The sequence below is a fragment of the Spongiactinospora rosea genome, assembly GCF_003315795.1.
Lineage (GTDB): Bacteria > Actinomycetota > Actinomycetes > Streptosporangiales > Streptosporangiaceae > Spongiactinospora > Spongiactinospora rosea.
Map to the genome: position 1 here is coordinate 77,097 of NZ_QMEY01000023.1, position 16,435 is coordinate 93,531.

Genomic DNA, 16,435 nt, shown 5'->3' on the forward strand with positions numbered 1-16,435 from the left:
GTGGTGTATCGAGCAGGAGATCCGAATGCCGGACGTATCCCGCCGCCTCGGCGCGGTGCCGGTGTGCAGCACGTCGCGCGCGGCGGAATCCCGCAATGGGGCCGATGCCCATGGGCGGAGGGGAGCGGTCCCGGTACGCATGCGCACCATGCAGCGTGGCGGACTCCTCATATCGGCTCCAGGCGTCCGCTGGAGACGACGTCGAGGGTGGCGGCCATGTTGGCCAGTACGGCTGGACGCCGGTCGTGCACGCGTGCCCAGGCGGATGCGCCGGGTCGTCTGAGCGAGGGCGGCCAAGGTGATCCGGCTTTCGCGGCGGGGCGTGGCCGGGTTGGCACCAAGAAGTGGCCGGGTTGGCCGCCAAGAAGTGGTCAAAGGTCCTGACGGGCTCGACAGATCCGGCTATGTCGCGTTCTGCGGCAAAGTCTTGATCGCGAAGCGCATCTCGTAAAAGTGACCCGATGGGTGGAGCTCAGTAGCGGCGGCATCGGCGGCTGGAGGCCATTGATCGGGGCGTAGGCCGACGCCGGCGGTGCCGGGCAGTGGTGAGGATGTCTGATGCCGACGGGATGACCGGCGCTCGCGGGGCACCGGGGGCGGTCGAACGTTGATGGTGCGGTGCCTGCGGGCGATGGATGGCCGGTGAGGAGGGGAAAAAGGAAAAGGCCCCCCGGAGGGGGCCTTTTCCCTTGGGGTCAGGAGTAGATGGAGTCGAGGATGGTTTCGAGTTCGTGGTCGTGGGCGGCGTGGGAGCCGGTGGCCGGGGAGGAGTTGGGCTTGCGGGAGACCCGGTGGATCGGGCGGCCGCCCAAGGTGTCCGGGTTTTCGGCGAGCTTGAGGGTCAGGTACGGCCACGGGCCCATGTTGACCGGCTCGTCCTGGGCCCAGACCAGCTCCGCGTCGGCCGGGTAGCGGGACAGCTCCGCTTGGAGCTCGTCCGTCGGGAACGGGTACAGCCGCTCCAGGCGGACCAGCGCGACATCTTCGCTGCCGCGCTTGTCGCGGGCCGCCGCGAGGTCGTAGTAGACCCGGCCGGAGCTGAGCACGACCTTGCGGACCGCCCCCGCGTCCACCTTCGCGTCGCCGATGACCGGCTGGAAGGAGCCGGAGGTGAACTCGGCGGTGGGCGAACTGGCCGCCTTCGTCCGCAGCAGTGACTTCGGAGTGAAGATCACCAGCGGGCGACGGCGGTTGGACAGCACCTGCCAGCGCAGCAGGTGGAAGTAGTTCGCCGGGGTGGAGGGCTGCGCGACCGTCATGTTGTCCTGGGCGCAGAGCTGCAGGAACCGCTCGATCCTGGCGGAGGAGTGGTCAGGGCCCTGGCCCTCGTAGCCGTGCGGGAGCAGCAGCACCACGGAGGAGCGCTGACCCCACTTCTGCTCACCGGCCGCGATGAACTCGTCGATGATCGTCTGCGCGCCGTTGACGAAGTCGCCGAACTGCGCCTCCCAGGCGACCAGCGCGTCCGGCCGGACGACGCTGTAGCCGTACTCGAAGCCCATCGCGGCGAACTCGCTCAGCAGCGAGTCGTAGACGTAGAACTTCGTGATGCCCTGGTTGAACGTCTTGAGCGGGGTGTGCTCCTCGCCGGTGACCCGGTCGACCAGCACCGCGTGCCGCTGGCCGAACGTGCCGCGCCGGGAGTCCTGGCCGACCAGGCGCACCGGGTGGCCGTCGATCAGCAGCGACCCGAACGCCAGCGTCTCGCCCATCGCCCAGTCGATGGTCTCCTCGGCCACCATCTTGCCGCGGCGCTGGATGACCGGCGCCAGGCGCGGGTGGACGGTGAAGCCCTCCGGGAGGTTGAGCTGGGTCTCCACGACCCGCTTGACGGTCTCCTCGGTGATCGCCGTGCCGGTGTCGCCGTGCGACCACGGCACCACCTCCGGGTCGCTCGGCCGCGGGAACTCGCCGGTGTGCTCCTTGGCCGCCTCGCGGGTCTCGGTGAACGCCTGCTCCAGCCGCGCCTGGTAGTCGCGCAGCGCCTGCTCGGCCTCCTCCACCGTGATGTCGCCGCGGCCGATCAGCGCCTCGGTGTAGAGCTTCCTGGTGGACCGCTTGGCGTCGATCAGGTCGTACATCAGCGGCTGGGTGAAGCTCGGGTTGTCGGTCTCGTTGTGGCCGCGCCGGCGGTAGCAGACCAGGTCGATCACCACGTCCTTGCGGAACGCCTGGCGGTACTCGTAGGCCAGCCGCCCGACGCGCACGACCGCCTCCGGGTCGTCGCCGTTGACGTGGAAGATCGGCGCCTGGATCATCCGGGCGACGTCGGTGGCGTACACCGACGAGCGGGACGAGGCGGGCGAGGTGGTGAAGCCCACCTGGTTGTTGACCACGACGTGGACGGTGCCGCCGGTGCGGTAGCCGCGAAGCTGCGACAGGTGCAGCGTCTCGGCCACGACGCCCTGACCGGCGAACGCCGCGTCACCGTGGACCAGCAGCGGCAGCACGGTGAAGCCCTCTTCGCCGCGCTCCAGGATGTCCTGCTTGGCGCGGACGACGCCCTCCAGCACGGGGTCGACCGCCTCCAGGTGGGAGGGGTTGGCGACCACGGAGGTGACGATCTTCTGGCCGTCGGGGGACACGAAGTCGCCCGAGGAGCCCAGGTGGTACTTCACGTCGCCGGATCCGTGCGCGCTGCGCGGGTCGAGGTTGCCCTCGAACTCGCCGAAGATCTGCCCGTAGGACTTGCCGACGATGTTGGCCAGCACGTTGAGCCGCCCGCGGTGGGCCATGCCGATGACGACCTCGTCGAGGCCGTCGCCCGCCGCTTCGGAGATCACCGAGTCGAGCAGCGGGATCAGCGACTCGCCGCCCTCCAGCGAGAACCGCTTCTGGCCGACGAACTTGGTCTGCAGGAAGGTCTCGAACGCCTCGGCGGTGTTGAGCCTGCGCAGGATGTGGAGCTGCTCCTCGCGGTCGGGCTTGGCGTGCGGCTTTTCCACCCGCTCCTGGATCCAGGCTCGTTCCTCGGGGTTTTGGATGTGCATGTACTCGATGCCGGCGGTGCGGCAGTACGAGTCGCGCAGCACGCCCAGGATCTCGCGCAGCTTCATCAGCGGCCTGCCGCCGAACCCGCCGGTGGCGAACTCCCGCTCCAGGTCCCACAGCGTGAGCCCGTGCGACTGGATGTCCAGGTCGGGGTGCTTGCGCTGCATGTACTCAAGCGGGTCGGTCTCGGCCATCAGGTGACCGCGGACCCGGTAGGCGTGGATCAGCTCAAGGACCCTGGCCGACTTGGCCACGTCGTCGTCGTGGGTGGCCGAGATGTCGGGCACCCAGCGGACCGGCTCGTACGGGATGCGCAGGGCCTCGAAGATCTCGTCGTAGAACCCGTTGCCGCCGAGCAGCAGCGTGTGGATCCGGCGCAGGAACTCGCCGGACTGCGCGCCCTGGATGATCCGGTGGTCGTAGGTGCTGGTCAGCGTGATGACCTTGCTGACCGCCAGCCGGGCCAGCGTCTCGGTGGAGGCCCCCTGGTACTCGGCGGGGTACTCCATCGCGCCGACGCCGATGATCGTGCCCTGGCCGGGCATCAGCCGCGGCACCGAGTGGACGGTGCCGATGGTGCCCGGGTTGGTCAGGCTGATCGTGGTGCCCGCGAAGTCGTCGATGGCCAGCTTGCCGTTGCGGGCCTTGCGGACGATCTCCTCGTACGCCATCCAGAACTGCCGGAAGTCCATGCCCTCGGCGGACTTGATGGACGGCACCAGAAGCTGACGGGTGCCGTCGGACTTCTGGACGTCGATGGCCAGGCCCAGCCCGACGTGCTCCGGCTTGACCAGCACCGGCTTGCCGTCGACCTCGGCGTAGGAGTGGTTCATGTCGGGCATCTCGGCGAGCGCCTTGACGACCGCGAAGCCGATCAGGTGGGTGAAGGAGACCTTCCCGCCGCGACCGCGCGACAGGTGGTTGTTGATCACGATCCGGTTGTCGACGAGCAACTTGGCCGGGACCGCCCGCACGCTGGTGGCGGTCGGGACGGCCAGGGAGGACTCCATGTTGGTGACCGTGCGCGCGGCGGCGCCGCGCAGACGGATCTCCTCGGCGCCTTCGGGCACCGGGGCGGACTGCTTGCCCGCGGGCTCCTTGGGGGCCACCTTCGCGGGTGCTTCCTTCGCTTGCGCTGGGGACTTCGCCGGTGCGGGAGCGGGCGCCGCCGGAGCGGCAGGTTGTGCGGACGGAGCCGTGGTGGCCCCGTTCGCGGTGGTGGGGGCCGCCGGGGTCGCCCGGCTCGGCCCGTAGTCAGGGTTGTAGTCAGCGAAGAAGTTCCACCAGGCGCGGTCCACTGACTCGGGGTCCTGGAGATACTTCTGGTACAGCTCGTCGACAAGCCACTCGTTTTGCCCGAAGCTTGCCAGCGGGTTAGACCGCGACGACTCAGACGACACGGCGGAAATCGCCCTCTTCCGCAGATCGGCGTTGATGTAGTTGATGAAAGAGATCCTGTTCAAGGTTACTCGCCCATAACGGCGGAAGATGCAGCCCCGAGACAGCTCACAGGGCCGATCCTCCCAGGACGCCCCGAAGTCGTCACACGAAGGTAGTCAGTCCGGGCGGTACCCACCTGGTCACCCGCTCGTTAGAGGGATGTCACCCCATGGTAAGCAACCGCGTTTCGGTGCGCGCATCCGGGGCGATCTGGTCCAGCAGCGAGGTCAGCTCGCGCCCGGCGGCCTCCAGCTCGTCGAGCCGCATCGGGGCGAGCCGTTCCAGGATGAACAGCGCGTCGGTGGTCTCCTCGGTGATCCGGGTGCGCACGCACTGCCGCCAGTTCCAGCGGCGGCAGGTGACGCCCTGGTCGTCGCGCCAGACGACCTCGCCGATCTCGGGGTGGTCGGTGACCTCCTCGCCCGCGGCCGTGGTGTCGAACGGCTCGTCGCCCTGCGCCCTGACCAGCCGCGCGGGGCCGATGTAGTGGGAGATGTCCTCACCGCCGATGGGCAGCGCGTGCGCGACGCTGATCGCGTTGTAGGCGTCGACCACGAGGTTGATCTCCGGAAGCTGGACCCGCCTGATCAGCGCGTCCACCGAGGGGCGGGTGCGCTGCGGCTTGGCGCCGAAGGCGCGGTACGCCGACCGCCACGCCTCGATCCGCTCGTGCTCGGGGCCCACCGCGCGGCCGGCGGCGTCGGTCAGCCAGGCCCGCGATCGGTCATCGGACGGGCCGTTGCGCAGGCCGCGCACGGTCATCAGTAGTACGGCGAAGTCCGGCCGCAGCTCGCGTACGGCGTCGTCGATCCACACGTCCTCAATTCGCACCCGCCTCACTCTAGCGACGGCGCAACCGATCTGAACCGTTCGCGCTCCGCGCGCGTACTCACGTACGGGCCCGTCGGCCGCCGATCAGGGGACGGCCGACGGGCGGGGCACCCGCGAAAGACCGCAAATGAAGCTTTGCAAAGCTTCATTTGCGGTCTACGCTCCTGCCATGCGAGACTCCTTCCGGGTCACCGATCCGCGCACCCTCAAGGCCGTCGCCCACCCACTGCGCCTGCGCTTGCTCAGCCTGCTGCGCACCGACGGCCCCGCCACCGCCTCCGAGCTGGCCCGCAGGGTCGCGGAAAGCTCCGGCCTCACCAGCTACCACCTGCGCGAACTCGCCAAGTACGACTTCATAGAAGAAGACCCCGACCAGCGCGACGCCCGCGAGCGACGCTGGCGGGCCGTGCATCGCTACCTCTCCTGGGACAACGCCGAGATGGCCGCCACCGAGGAGGGGCGGGCGGCGGTGGCTGCCATCCGGCAGCGTCAGATCGAGCTGCTGATCCGGTCCAACGAGGAGTTCGAGGCGCAGGCGGCGACCTGGAGCGCTGCGTGGATCGAGGCCGCGGGGATCAGCGACGACGTCGTCCGGCTGACCCCGGCCACGCTCACCGAGCTGTACCGGCGGTGGGAGGACGTCCTGCGCGAACTCGCGGCCCGCGACGCCGCCGACCCCGCGGCCGAACAGGTCGTGATCCACTACTCCGCCTTCCCGAGACGGCCCGCCCCGGCCGAAGAGCTGGAAGGCCCGGCCGAGTGAACCCCGTTTCCGCGCGCCGCCGCTACGCGCTGGTGAGCGCGCTGACCTGGTTACCCCCCGGCCTGATGATGGCCCCGCTGGTACTGCTGATGGCGGGCCGCGGGCTCGGCGTCGCGCAGATCGGCGCCGTAATGGGCCTTTACGGCCTCACCGTCGTGGTCCTGGAGCTGCCCACCGGCGGACTGTCCGACGTCATCGGCAGGCGTACGGTGCTGGCCGCCTCAGGGGCGTTCAGCGCCGCCGCCTACACGGTGCTGGTGCTGGCCCATTCGCTGCCGATGTTCATGCTGGGCTGCGCGCTGAAGGGCGTCGCCAGGGCGCTGTCCAGCGGTCCGGCGCAGGCGTGGTACGTCGACACGCTGCACGCCGCCGAGGGCCGGGACGCCGACCTGAAGCCCGGCCTGGCCCGTGGTGAGGCGATGGGCTCGATCGCGCTGTGCGCGGGGGTGGTGACCGGGGGACTGCTGCCGCTCGGCCTGTCCTCGGTGGTCGCCGAGCCGCTGGCCGCGCCCCTGGTTCTGGCCGGGGTGGCGTCCGTGCTGCTGCTGACGGTGGTGCTGGTCGCGCTGCCCGAGCCGCCGCGCGAACGGCTGGGCCTGGGCGAGGTGCTGCGCGGGGTGCCGCTGTCGATCCGCACGGGCGTCGGGGTGGCGGTCAGAGACGGCGTGCTGGCCCGGATGCTCGGCGTCAGCGCGGCGGCGGGCATCGCGCTGTGCTCGATCGAACTGCTGACGCCGATCCGGCTCGGCGAACTGACGGGAGGCGCGGGCAGCACCGCCTACGGCATGGTCGCGGCGGTGGGCTTCGCGGCGAGCGCGGCGGGCAACGCGCTGGCCCCGGCCTTCGCGCGGATCGCGGGCGGTTCGATCCGCGGGGCGAGGGCCGGTGCGGTGGTCACGGTACTGGCGCTCGGCGGCCTCGCCGCCTCCACGGCGCTGCCCGGTCCGGCCGGCGTGGCCGCCACGGCGGGCGCGTACCTGGTCATGTTCGTCGGGCTGTCGGCGGCCACGCTGCTGCACGTCGAGATCATGCACGGCCGGGTGGAGTCCGCCCAGCGGGCCACGCTGCTGTCGGTGGACTCGCTGGCCCTCCAGCTCGGCGGCTTCCTGGCGAACGTCGGCCTCGGCTGGCTGGCCGGGCGGGTGGGCATCGGCGCGGCCTGGGCGGTGGCGAGCGGGCTGATGCTGCTGTCCACGCTGCTGTATCCGCGCACCCGCGCGGTTCTCGCCGTCGCCCCGGGCCGCGCGCCCTGATAGAACTTTGTTCTAGGCGGTCGGCCGAGAGGAGCCCCGAATGCGAATGGTCACGCCGGTGAACGCGGCGCAGCGCGAGGCGTGGCGCGGGGGCGGGTTACCGGAGGTCGAGCGGGTACGGCCGGGCCTGTGGTCGATCCCGGTCCCGCTGCCCCTGGACTCGCTGCGCTATGTCCTGGTCTATGCGCTCGAACTCCCGGACGGCGTGGCGATCATCGACGCCGGATGGGACACCGAGGACGCCTACCAGGGCCTGGCGGGCGGCCTGGCGACCGCCGGGTACGCGATCACGGACGTGCGTGCCGTACTGGTCACGCACGTCCACCTCGACCACTACGGGCTGGCGGGCCGGGTGCGCGAGGAGTCCGGGGCGTGGATCGGCCTGCACCCGGCGGACGCCCGGCTCCTGGAAGGCCATGACGGGACGATCGACGGGCTGATCGCGGGCGAGCAGGCACTCCTGGCCCGCTGCGGAGCGCCGCCGATGACGTCCGAGTCGACGGCCGGCGTCGCCGCGATGATCAGGCGGTTCGTCGCGCAACCGGCCCCGGACCGGCTGATCGAGGACGGCGAGCCGATCGGCCTGCCCGGCTGGGACCTGCGGGCGCGCTGGACCCCCGGCCACTCGCCCGGCCACCTGTGCTTCGTGGACGGCGAGCGGCGGCTGCTCTTCTCCGGCGACCACGTACTGGCCAAGATCACCCCGATCGTGGCGGTACGTCCTCAGGCGCCCGCCAACCCGCTCGCCGACTACCTGGACTCCCTGGCCGAGGTACGCGGATGGGACGTGGAGGAGGTGCTGCCCGCGCACGAGTACCGGTTCAGGGAGCTGGCCGACCGGGTGGAGGACGTCATGGCCCACCACGGCGAACGGCTCGGCGAGATCGAGGCGGTGCTCGCGGGCGCGGACGGGATGAGCTGCTGGAAGGCGGCGACCCGGCTGACCTGGTCGCGGCCCTGGGAGTCCATCCCGGAGTTCATGCGGCGGGGCGCCAACAACGAGACGCTGGCGCACCTGGTCTGGCTGGAGGCCAGGGGACGGGCCCGGCGGGTCCCAGGGGAGCCCGATCTGTGGTTCCCGGTTTCCCGATAAAGCCAGTAGGAAATATTGACTTTCCCGGGTGTGCTGCGTAACTTGTCCGGTATGGACCAGACGGGCACGCCCGAGCAGTCGGTGTACGAAGGCGACCGCCACTGGTACGACCTTCCCGAAGACGACCTCGAACTCGAGGCGGAGGTGGTGGCATGACGGTGGTCGCCCTGGTGGGCAACCCCCGGGCCGGGTCGCGCACGCACGGGGTCGCGGTGGCGGCGGCCGAAGCCGTGCGTGCTCGGCTCGGCCGCGCGGACCCCCCCGAGGTGGTGGATCTGTCCGCGCTCACCTCCGTGGTGCTCTCCCCCGAACCGTCCGCGGGTCTGGAGATCGCTCTGGAACTGGTCACGAGCGCCGATGCGCTGGTGGTGGTCAGCCCGACGTACAAGGCGACCTACACCGGGCTGCTCAAGGCGTTCCTGGACCGGCTCCCCGGCGGCGCGCTGCGCGGCAAGGCCGCGCTCCCGCTGCTGGTGATGGGCGATCCGCGGCACGCGCTCGCGGTGGAACTGCACCTTCGTCCGCTGCTGCTCGAACTCGGCGCGTTCGTGCCCACACCGGGGCTCGCCGTGCTGGAATCACGTCTGCCGGATCTCGGCGACGTGATCGGCGACTGGGCCGACAAGGTGGCGCCTCAGGTGGAGGCGGTGACGCGCGGGGTCGTGGCCACCTGAGGCCGCCACCTGACCTGGTACGGCCGGCTGCGCCGCACCGCTAGGCCAGCCGTACGGTTCCCCTGCCGGTGATGAGAGGGAGGTCCAGGACGGTGCGGATGCCGGGCGGGGCGGCGCACACGGCGGCGATCGAGTTGACCGCGTGGGCCGCCGCGCCCGCCAGACCGTGCGAGACCTCCTCGATGGTGACCATCATCTGCGGCACGCCCTCGATGTGCACCGTGAAGCCCGGGTCCGGCCAGCGCGGGGCCTGACGGGCGTCGGCCTTGTAGACGCACTCCACCGTCATGAACGGCATGCCGCGCACCAGCCCGGAGAAGACCCAGCGCGACGCGCTGACCGTGCCCGCGCCGACGACCCCGGCGGCGATCTCGAACTCCTCGGTGGCGAGTTCGAACTCGTCGCTCTCCTCCACCTCGTCCAGGACCACGCCCAGCGCGTCGGCCACGAGCTGGACGCTCTCGGCGAACAGCGCCCGCTGGAAGGCCCGGAACGGGCGGACCGCCGCCGCGTACTCCTTCGGCCCGCGGGTGAACCCGATGAGGTCCACCACCACCTGGCGGGACGGATGCCCGGCGAAGTCGGACGTCTCGCGCACGTAGATGTGATCGACCCGGCTGGACAGCCCGGTCATGGTGAGCGGCAGCAGGTCGCTCATGAAGCCCGGGTTGATGCCGGTGCCGTGCAGGGTGGTGCCGCCCTCGCGGCAGGCCGCGGTGAGCCGGTCGAGCACGCCCGTGCCGTACGCCTTGGGGTAGACGTAACCCGTGGTGGTGATGACGTTCTTGCCCGAGGCGAGCAGATCGGAGATCGTCTCGGTGTCGCCCGCGTGGTCGCCGTGGAAGAACGACGACGGCAGCGGCATGTGCAGCACGCAGTCGGCGTCGAGGGCCATGATCTGGTCGACGTCGTCGGTGCACTTGATCCCGCAGGGGGAGAGGCCGACCAGCTCGGCCGCGTCGGCGCCGACCTTGTCGTGGTCGTAGACCAGGACGCCGGTCAGCTCAAGGTCGGGTCTTCTGATGAGGTCGCGTAAGGAATACCGTCCAACTGCGCCCGTGGCCCATTGGACCACTCGGAGGGGCGGCCGTACGGGCATGCATGGCCTCCAGCCCGGTGTCAGGTGACGGGCCGCGGTGAAGGCGGACACCGTCCCCGCGCCCCTACGGGAGTGGAAAACTCTAGCAGAAATTTAACCGTCCGATCACTATCTGCGACGTTGCAGCGCGGTGACCCTTGTTGAGCTGGGCATTTGCGTATACTACGCGCTTTTCCGGCGTTATGGGACATCCCCCTCATCGCGGAAGTCGGCGTAAGTCCCCGCATTTAGCACGCGCCTTTGTTCGACGATCAACATAAGTCGGCAATGTTTCAGTATTATCACGGGCGACTAAGCCCTTGAAATTGCGATAAGTGGCTATTTATCGTCTCGGCATGACGTTCGGTTCCGCCGACGAGCGAACGGTCGCCGGGTCGCCCGGCGACGTCCTCACCCTGATCGGCACCGGTTCCGCGACCACCCGCGCCGACCTCGCCAAGGTCACCGGCCTGGCCAGATCCACCGTCTCGCAGCGGGTCGACGCGCTGATCGAACACGGGCTCGTCGAGGAGACGGAAAACGGCGAGTCCACCGGCGGGCGCCCGCCGCGCCGCCTGCGCCTGCACACCGCCGGGCACGTCGTCGCGGGGGTGGACCTCGGCGCGACGCACTGCCGTACCGTCCTGCTGGACATCGGCGGCACGGTCCTCGCCACCCGCGAGGACACCATCCCGATCGCCGAGGGGCCCGAGACCGTGCTGGCCCACGCCGACGAGCGGATCAAGGGTCTGCTGGCCGAGGCGGGACGCGCGCCCGCCACGCTCAAGGCCATCGGCATCGGCGTGCCCGGCCCGGTCGAGCACGCCACCGGACGCCCCAACAACCCGCCGATAATGCCGGGCTGGAACGAATATCCCGTCCCCGAGTTCTTCGCCGGACGCTACGACGCCGCCGTACTGGTCGACAACGACGTCAACGTGATGGCGCTCGGCGAGCACCGCAACGCCTTCCCGGGCACCGGCTACCTGCTGTTCGTCAAGGTCGGCACCGGGATCGGCTGCGGCGTGGTGGCCGGGGGACGGCTGCACCGCGGCGCGCAGGGCTCGGCGGGCGACATCGGGCACATCCGGGTGAGCGGCCACGACGACGCGGGCTGCCGCTGCGGCAACAGCGCCTGCCTGGAGGCCGTCGCGGGCGGGGCCGCGCTCGCCAGGCGGCTCACCGAACTCGGCCACCCCGCCGAGACCGGCGCCGACGTGGTCGCGCTCGTGCAGAGCGGCAACACCCAGGCGCTGCGGCTGGTCAGGGAGGCGGGCCGGCTCATCGGCGAGGTGCTGGCCGGGCTGGTCAACTTCTTCAACCCCGAGGTCATCGTGATCGGCGGGGCGCTGGCCAGGGTCCACGACCACCTGCTGGCGGGGATCAGGGAGACGATCTACCGCAGGTCCCTGCCGCTGGCCACGCACCACCTGGTGATCACGCCCACCCGTACCGGGGTGGACGCGGCGGCGCTCGGGGCCGGGCTGCTGGCGATCGAGCACTACCTCGCCCCGGACAACATCAACCGGATCATGGAGGCCCGGCCGTCATGAGCGAACTGCTGGTCATGCGGGGGATCGTCAAGCGCTTCCCCGGCGTGCGGGCGCTCTCCGGCGTGGACTTCTCGGTACGCGCGGGCGAGGTCCACTGCCTGCTCGGCCAGAACGGCGCGGGCAAGTCGACGCTCATCAAGATCCTCGCGGGCGCGCACCGGCCTGACGAGGGCACCGTCACCCTGGGCGGCGAGCAGGTGCGGATGGCCGGGCCGCCCGACGCCATCCGGCTCGGCGTCGCAACCATCTACCAGGAACTCGACCTGGTGGACGGCCTCAGCGTGGCCGAGAACGTGTTCCTGGGCCACGAGCACGCGACCTTCGGCTTCACCCGCCGCCGCGCCGCGAACCGGGCCGCCGCCGCGCTGCTGGCCCGGCTCGGCCACCCGGAGATCTCTCCGGCCATGGAGGTCGGCCGGCTGGCCCCCGCGGGCAAGCAGGTGGTCAGCATGGCCAGGGCGCTGTCCCACGACGCCCGGGTGATCGTGATGGACGAGCCGTCCGCGGCGCTCGCCCACGACGAGGTGCGCGGCCTGTTCCGGGTCATCCGCGAACTGACCGCGCAGGGCGTCGCCGTCGTCTACATCTCCCACCGGCTGGAGGAGATCCGCGAGATCGGCGACCGGGTCACCGTGCTCAAGGACGGCCGGACCGCCGCCGCCGGGCTGCCCGCCCGCGACACCCCGACCGGGCGGATCGTGTCGCTGATGACCGGGCGCAAGGTGGAGTACGTGTTCCCGCCCCGGCGCGTGGCGGCGTTCGGCGCGGAGGTGCTGCGGGTGGAGGACCTGACCGTGCCCGGGGTGTGCTCCGGCGTGTCGTTCTCGGTGCGGGCCGGGGAGATCGTCGGGCTGGCCGGGCTGGTCGGCTCGGGCCGCACCGAGATCGCCGAGGCCGTCTACGGGGCGCGCGGGTCCACCGGGCGGGTGTACGTGGACGGGCGTCCGGTACGGCGGGGCGGCGTCAAGCGCGCTGTGAAGCTGGGCATGGGCCTGGCCCCCGAGGAGCGCAAGGCCCAGGCCCTCCTGCTGGAGGAGAGCCTGGCCCGCAACATCACCCTGGGCAGCCTGCCCCGCTACTCCCGCCTGGGCTGGCTGGACCGGCGGCGCGAGCGCGCCGACGCCGCCGGCCAGATCAAGGCCCTGGACATCCGCCCGCCCGACCCGGACCGGCCGGTCCGGACGCTGTCCGGCGGCAACCAGCAGAAGGCGGTGCTGGCCCGCTGGCTGATCAACGGCCGCCGGCTGCTGCTCCTGGACGAACCGACCCGCGGCGTGGACGTCGGCGCGCGGGCCGAGCTGTACGCGGTGATCCGCGGGCTCACCGACGCGGGGATCGGCGTGCTGCTGATCTCCAGCGAGGTGCCCGAGGTACTTGGCCTGGCCGATCGGGTGCTGGTGATCAGGGAGGGCGCGGTCGTTCACCAGGCCGACGCCGCTGACCTGGACGAACACCGGGTGCTCGACCTGGTGATGGCCGCGCAGGACGGCACTCCGCACAAGGAGGAACCGGGTGACTAACCACTCGATCCGGCGGCCCGGCAGGCCGTATACAGGGGCCGGCCTGCTCGGCGCCGTCGGACGGGCACGGCACCTCGGGCTGGTGGCCGCGCTCGCGCTGCTGGCGGTCGTCGGGCTGGTGACCGTGCCGGAGACCTTCGCCACGACCTCCAACCTGGTCACCGTGCTGGCGCTGGCCGCCACCATCGGCGTGATCACGGTCGGCATGACCTTCGTCATCATCGGCGGCGGCATCGACCTGTCGGTGGGCGCGGTGATGGCGCTCGCCTCGGTGTGGGCGACCACGCTGGCCACGCAGTCCTACGGGCCGGTGGTGATGGTGATCTGCGCCGTACTGGTCGGCACCGGGGCCGGGCTGCTGTCCGGGTTCCTCATCTCCTACGGGCGGATGGTGCCGTTCATCGCCACCCTGGCCATGCTGGTGGCCGCGCGTGGCCTGGCCGAGCGCATGTCGGACCGGCGCACTCAGCTCCTCCAGCCGGGCAACTCCGCGCTGGTGGACCTGTCCAGCGGGCGGGTGCTCGGCCTGCCGCCGATCGTGTTCGTGTTCGCCGCCGTGGTGGTCGCCGGATGGGTGGTACTGAACCGTACGACCTTCGGGCGGCGCACCTACGCCGTCGGCGGCAACCCCGAGGCCGCCAAGCTGGCCGGCATCGACGTACGCAAGCACACCATGCTGCTTTACGGGCTGTCCGGCCTGTGCTGCGGGATCGCCGCCGTGATCATCATGGCCCGGACCACCACCGGCTCCTCCACCCACGGCGACCTGTACGAGCTGGACGCCATCGCCGCCGTGATCATCGGCGGCACCCTGCTGACCGGCGGCCGGGGCACGATCGGCGGTTCCATCCTCGGCCTGCTGATCTTCACGCTGATCACCAACCTGTTCATCCTCAACGGCCTCAACACCAGCGATCAGCTCATCGCCAAGGGGCTGATCATCGTCATCGCCGTGCTGCTGCAACGGCGGAGCCTCCGATCCCGGACCCAGCGCGACCCGTAGGAGAGAGCAATGACCGAGAACGTCGCCCGGCGGGGCTTCCTGCTCGGCGGAGCCGTCGTCGGCGCCGGGGCGCTCGTCACCGCCTGTACCGGCAACGAACCCCAGGCCGCCGTCTCCTCCCCGGCGCCCGCCGCCACCGAGGGCAACGACGTACCGGGCGAGAAGGTGGTGATCGGCTTCTCCGCCCCGGCCGCCGACCACGGCTGGATCGCGGCCATCGCCAAGAACGCCGAGGCCACCGCGAAGCGGTACGGCGACGTGGAGTTCAGGCCGGTCCAGCCGACCAACGACGTCAACCAGCAGATCTCCGCCGTCGAGTCGCTGATCGCGGCCAAGGTGAACGCGCTGGTGATCCTGCCCAACGACGGGCAGCAGCTCAACCAGATCGCCCGCAGGGCCAGTGACGCGGGCATCCCGGTCGTCAACCTGGACCGGGTCTTCCCCGACAAGCTCTCCTACCGGACCTGGATCGGCGGCGACAACTACGGCATGGGCGTGGCCGCCGGACACTACATCGGCGCGGCCCTGAAAGAGAAGAACGTCGCCGACCCGGTGATCGTCGAGATCCAGGGCATCGCCACGCTGCCGCTCACCCAGGACCGCAGCAAGGGCTTCGCCGACGCGCTCAAGACCTACGGCTTCCGCGTCACCGCCCAGCAGGACGCGCAGTTCACCGTCGAGACCGGCACCTCGGTGGCGAGCAACCTGCTCCAGGCGCACAAGAAGATCGACGCGCTGTGGAACCACGACGACGACCAGGGCGTCGGCGTGCTCGCCGCGATCAACGAGGCCGGGCGGAACGAGTTCGTGATGGTCGGCGGCGCGGGGTCGGCCAACGCGATGCGCGAGATCCAGAAACCGGACTCCGTGCTGAAGGCGACCGTCACCTACAGCCCCAGCATGGCCTCGTCCGCCGTCAAGCTGGCCAGGCTGATCGCGCAGGGCAAGGGCATGGGCGACCTCGTGGAGAACCAGGTGCCGCAGTCGATCACGCTCGCGTCCGAGACCATCACCAGGGAGAACGTCGAGCGGTACCTACCGCTCGGATTCGAGTCCTGATTCCTGATTCCTGATCGGGGGAGGAGATCACGTGCAGGACCGCAGACCGGCGCTGGGCGTCGGCTTGGTGGGCTACGCCTTCATGGGCAGGGTCCACTCCCAGGCGTGGCGCAGCGTCGGCGCGTTCTACGACCTGCCGGTACGGCCCGCGCTGGCGGCGCTGGCGGGCAGGTCCAGGGATCATGCCGTGGCGGCGGCGCGGCGCTTCGGCTGGGCGGCGGTGGAAAGCGACTGGAAGGACCTCATCGACCGCGACGACGTGGCGATCGTGGACGTCTGCACGCCCGGCGACTCGCACGCCGAGATCGCGATTGCCGCGCTGACCGCGGGCAAACACGTACTGTGCGAGAAACCGCTGGCCAACACGGTCGCCGAGGCCGAGGCCATGGCCGCCGCGGCGCGGTCGGCGGCGGCCAGGGGCGTGCGTTCCATGGTCGCCTTCAACTACCGGCGGGTACCGGCCGTCGCGCTGGCCCGACGCCTGGTCGCGGACGGCAGGCTCGGCGAGATCCGCCACGTCAGGGCGATCTACCTCCAGGACTGGCTGGTCGATCCGGAACACCCGCTGGTGTGGCGGCTGCGCAGGGACAAGGCCGGGTCGGGGGCGCTCGGCGACATCGGCGCGCACGTCGTGGACACGGTGGCGTTCGTCACCGGGCAGCAGGTGACCGGGGTGTCGGCGCTGACCGAGACGTTCGTCAACGAACGCCCGCTGCCCGACGCCCCCGGCACGGGCGCGGTGACCGTGGACGACGCGGCGCTGTTCATCGGCAGGCTGACCGGCGGGGCGCTGGCGTCCTTCGAGGCCACCAGGTACGCCACCGGGCGCAAGAACTCGCTGCGGCTGGAGATCAACGGATCGCTCGGCAGCCTGTCCTTCGACTTCGAGGCGATGAACGAGCTGTGGTTCCACGACGCCACCCTGCCGGGCGCGGAGGGCGGCTTCCGGAAGATCATCGTGACCGACCCCGGCCACCCGTACCTGGACGCCTGGTGGCCGCCCGGGCACGGGCTCGGGTACGAGCACACCTTCACCCACGAGGTCAGGGACTTCCTCGCCGCCATCGCCGCGGAGGAGGACCCCACGCCGTCCTTCGAGGACGGCCTGCGGGTGCAGCAGGTGCTGGCCGCCGTGGAGCGCAGCGCCGCCGAGGAGAGCCGGTGGACGGCCGTATGA

At 70.8% G+C, this 16,435-nt stretch carries 12 protein-coding genes; 9 read left to right on the top strand and 3 right to left on the bottom strand.

Annotation, left to right across the window (positions count from 1 at the left end):
* Nucleotides 1-695: 695 nt before the first annotated feature.
* Both DP939_RS35625 and DP939_RS35630 read right to left on the bottom strand, forming a co-directional pair.
* Nucleotides 696-4,391 carry a multifunctional oxoglutarate decarboxylase/oxoglutarate dehydrogenase thiamine pyrophosphate-binding subunit/dihydrolipoyllysine-residue succinyltransferase subunit gene (locus DP939_RS35625; RefSeq protein WP_113985284.1) on the bottom strand — a complete coding sequence of 1,232 codons (3,696 nt, stop codon included), beginning with the start codon at nucleotides 4,389-4,391 and terminating at the stop codon, nucleotides 696-698.
* A gap of 202 nt (nucleotides 4,392-4,593) precedes the next feature.
* Nucleotides 4,594-5,262: a B3/B4 domain-containing protein gene (locus tag DP939_RS35630; protein WP_225878695.1), complete on the bottom strand. Its 669-nt coding sequence runs from the start codon at nucleotides 5,260-5,262 to the stop codon at nucleotides 4,594-4,596.
* 169 nt (nucleotides 5,263-5,431) lie between these two features.
* Between DP939_RS35630 and DP939_RS35635 the strand changes: the two genes are divergently transcribed.
* From DP939_RS35635 to DP939_RS35650, 4 genes are all read left to right on the top strand, one after another.
* Nucleotides 5,432-6,025 (top strand): winged helix-turn-helix domain-containing protein, encoded by a 594-nt coding sequence (locus DP939_RS35635; RefSeq protein ID WP_113985234.1) that lies wholly within the window; start codon nucleotides 5,432-5,434, stop codon nucleotides 6,023-6,025.
* Nucleotides 6,022-7,278, top strand: a complete 1,257-nt coding sequence (locus tag DP939_RS35640; protein ID WP_113985235.1) for an MFS transporter — start codon at nucleotides 6,022-6,024, stop codon at nucleotides 7,276-7,278. The genes DP939_RS35635 and DP939_RS35640 overlap by 4 nt, the downstream gene beginning before the upstream one ends.
* Before the next feature lie 40 nt (nucleotides 7,279-7,318).
* Complete coding sequence (locus DP939_RS35645) at nucleotides 7,319-8,371, top strand: MBL fold metallo-hydrolase (protein WP_225878696.1); 1,053 nt, start codon at nucleotides 7,319-7,321, stop codon at nucleotides 8,369-8,371.
* 152 nt (nucleotides 8,372-8,523) lie between these two features.
* The gene (locus tag DP939_RS35650) at nucleotides 8,524-9,045 is read left to right on the top strand and encodes an NADPH-dependent FMN reductase (RefSeq protein ID WP_113985237.1); all 522 of its coding nucleotides are present in this window, start codon (nucleotides 8,524-8,526) and stop codon (nucleotides 9,043-9,045) included.
* A gap of 40 nt (nucleotides 9,046-9,085) precedes the next feature.
* Here the strand turns inward: DP939_RS35650 and DP939_RS35655 are convergent, their stop codons facing one another.
* Nucleotides 9,086-10,144: an NAD(P)H-dependent amine dehydrogenase family protein gene (locus DP939_RS35655; RefSeq protein WP_113985238.1), complete on the bottom strand. Its 1,059-nt coding sequence runs from the start codon at nucleotides 10,142-10,144 to the stop codon at nucleotides 9,086-9,088.
* Between the two features lie 335 nt (nucleotides 10,145-10,479).
* Here DP939_RS35655 and DP939_RS35660 point away from each other — a divergent pair, with 335 nt between their 5' ends.
* Genes DP939_RS35660 through DP939_RS35680 form a run of 5 tightly spaced genes read left to right on the top strand, consistent with a single transcriptional unit; the run spans nucleotide 10,480 to nucleotide 16,435 of the window.
* Nucleotides 10,480-11,676 (top strand): ROK family transcriptional regulator, encoded by a 1,197-nt coding sequence (locus tag DP939_RS35660; protein ID WP_113985239.1) that lies wholly within the window; start codon nucleotides 10,480-10,482, stop codon nucleotides 11,674-11,676.
* Complete coding sequence (locus tag DP939_RS35665) at nucleotides 11,673-13,196, top strand: sugar ABC transporter ATP-binding protein (RefSeq protein ID WP_113985240.1); 1,524 nt, start codon at nucleotides 11,673-11,675, stop codon at nucleotides 13,194-13,196. The genes DP939_RS35660 and DP939_RS35665 overlap by 4 nt, the downstream gene beginning before the upstream one ends.
* The gene (locus tag DP939_RS35670; RefSeq protein WP_113985241.1) at nucleotides 13,189-14,199 is read left to right on the top strand and encodes an ABC transporter permease; all 1,011 of its coding nucleotides are present in this window, start codon (nucleotides 13,189-13,191) and stop codon (nucleotides 14,197-14,199) included. The genes DP939_RS35665 and DP939_RS35670 overlap by 8 nt, the downstream gene beginning before the upstream one ends.
* Nucleotides 14,200-14,208: 9 nt before the next feature.
* Nucleotides 14,209-15,258: an ABC transporter substrate-binding protein gene (locus DP939_RS35675; RefSeq protein WP_113985242.1), complete on the top strand. Its 1,050-nt coding sequence runs from the start codon at nucleotides 14,209-14,211 to the stop codon at nucleotides 15,256-15,258.
* 31 nt (nucleotides 15,259-15,289) lie between these two features.
* Nucleotides 15,290-16,435: a Gfo/Idh/MocA family protein gene (locus tag DP939_RS35680; protein WP_225878697.1), complete on the top strand. Its 1,146-nt coding sequence runs from the start codon at nucleotides 15,290-15,292 to the stop codon at nucleotides 16,433-16,435.

Bases quoted from the DNA above. Each gene is read 5' to 3' on its own strand.
- DP939_RS35645 (WP_225878696.1), top strand. From the start codon at position 7,319: ATGCGAATGGTCACGCCGGTGAACGCGGCGCAGCGCGAGGCGTGGCGC.
- DP939_RS35655 (WP_113985238.1), bottom strand. From the start codon at position 10,144: ATGCCCGTACGGCCGCCCCTCCGAGTGGTCCAATGGGCCACGGGCGCA.
- DP939_RS35660 (WP_113985239.1), top strand. From the start codon at position 10,480: ATGACGTTCGGTTCCGCCGACGAGCGAACGGTCGCCGGGTCGCCCGGC.
- DP939_RS35635 (WP_113985234.1), top strand. From the start codon at position 5,432: ATGCGAGACTCCTTCCGGGTCACCGATCCGCGCACCCTCAAGGCCGTC.
- DP939_RS35665 (WP_113985240.1), top strand. From the start codon at position 11,673: ATGAGCGAACTGCTGGTCATGCGGGGGATCGTCAAGCGCTTCCCCGGC.
- DP939_RS35675 (WP_113985242.1), top strand. From the start codon at position 14,209: ATGACCGAGAACGTCGCCCGGCGGGGCTTCCTGCTCGGCGGAGCCGTC.
- DP939_RS35650 (WP_113985237.1), top strand. From the start codon at position 8,524: ATGACGGTGGTCGCCCTGGTGGGCAACCCCCGGGCCGGGTCGCGCACG.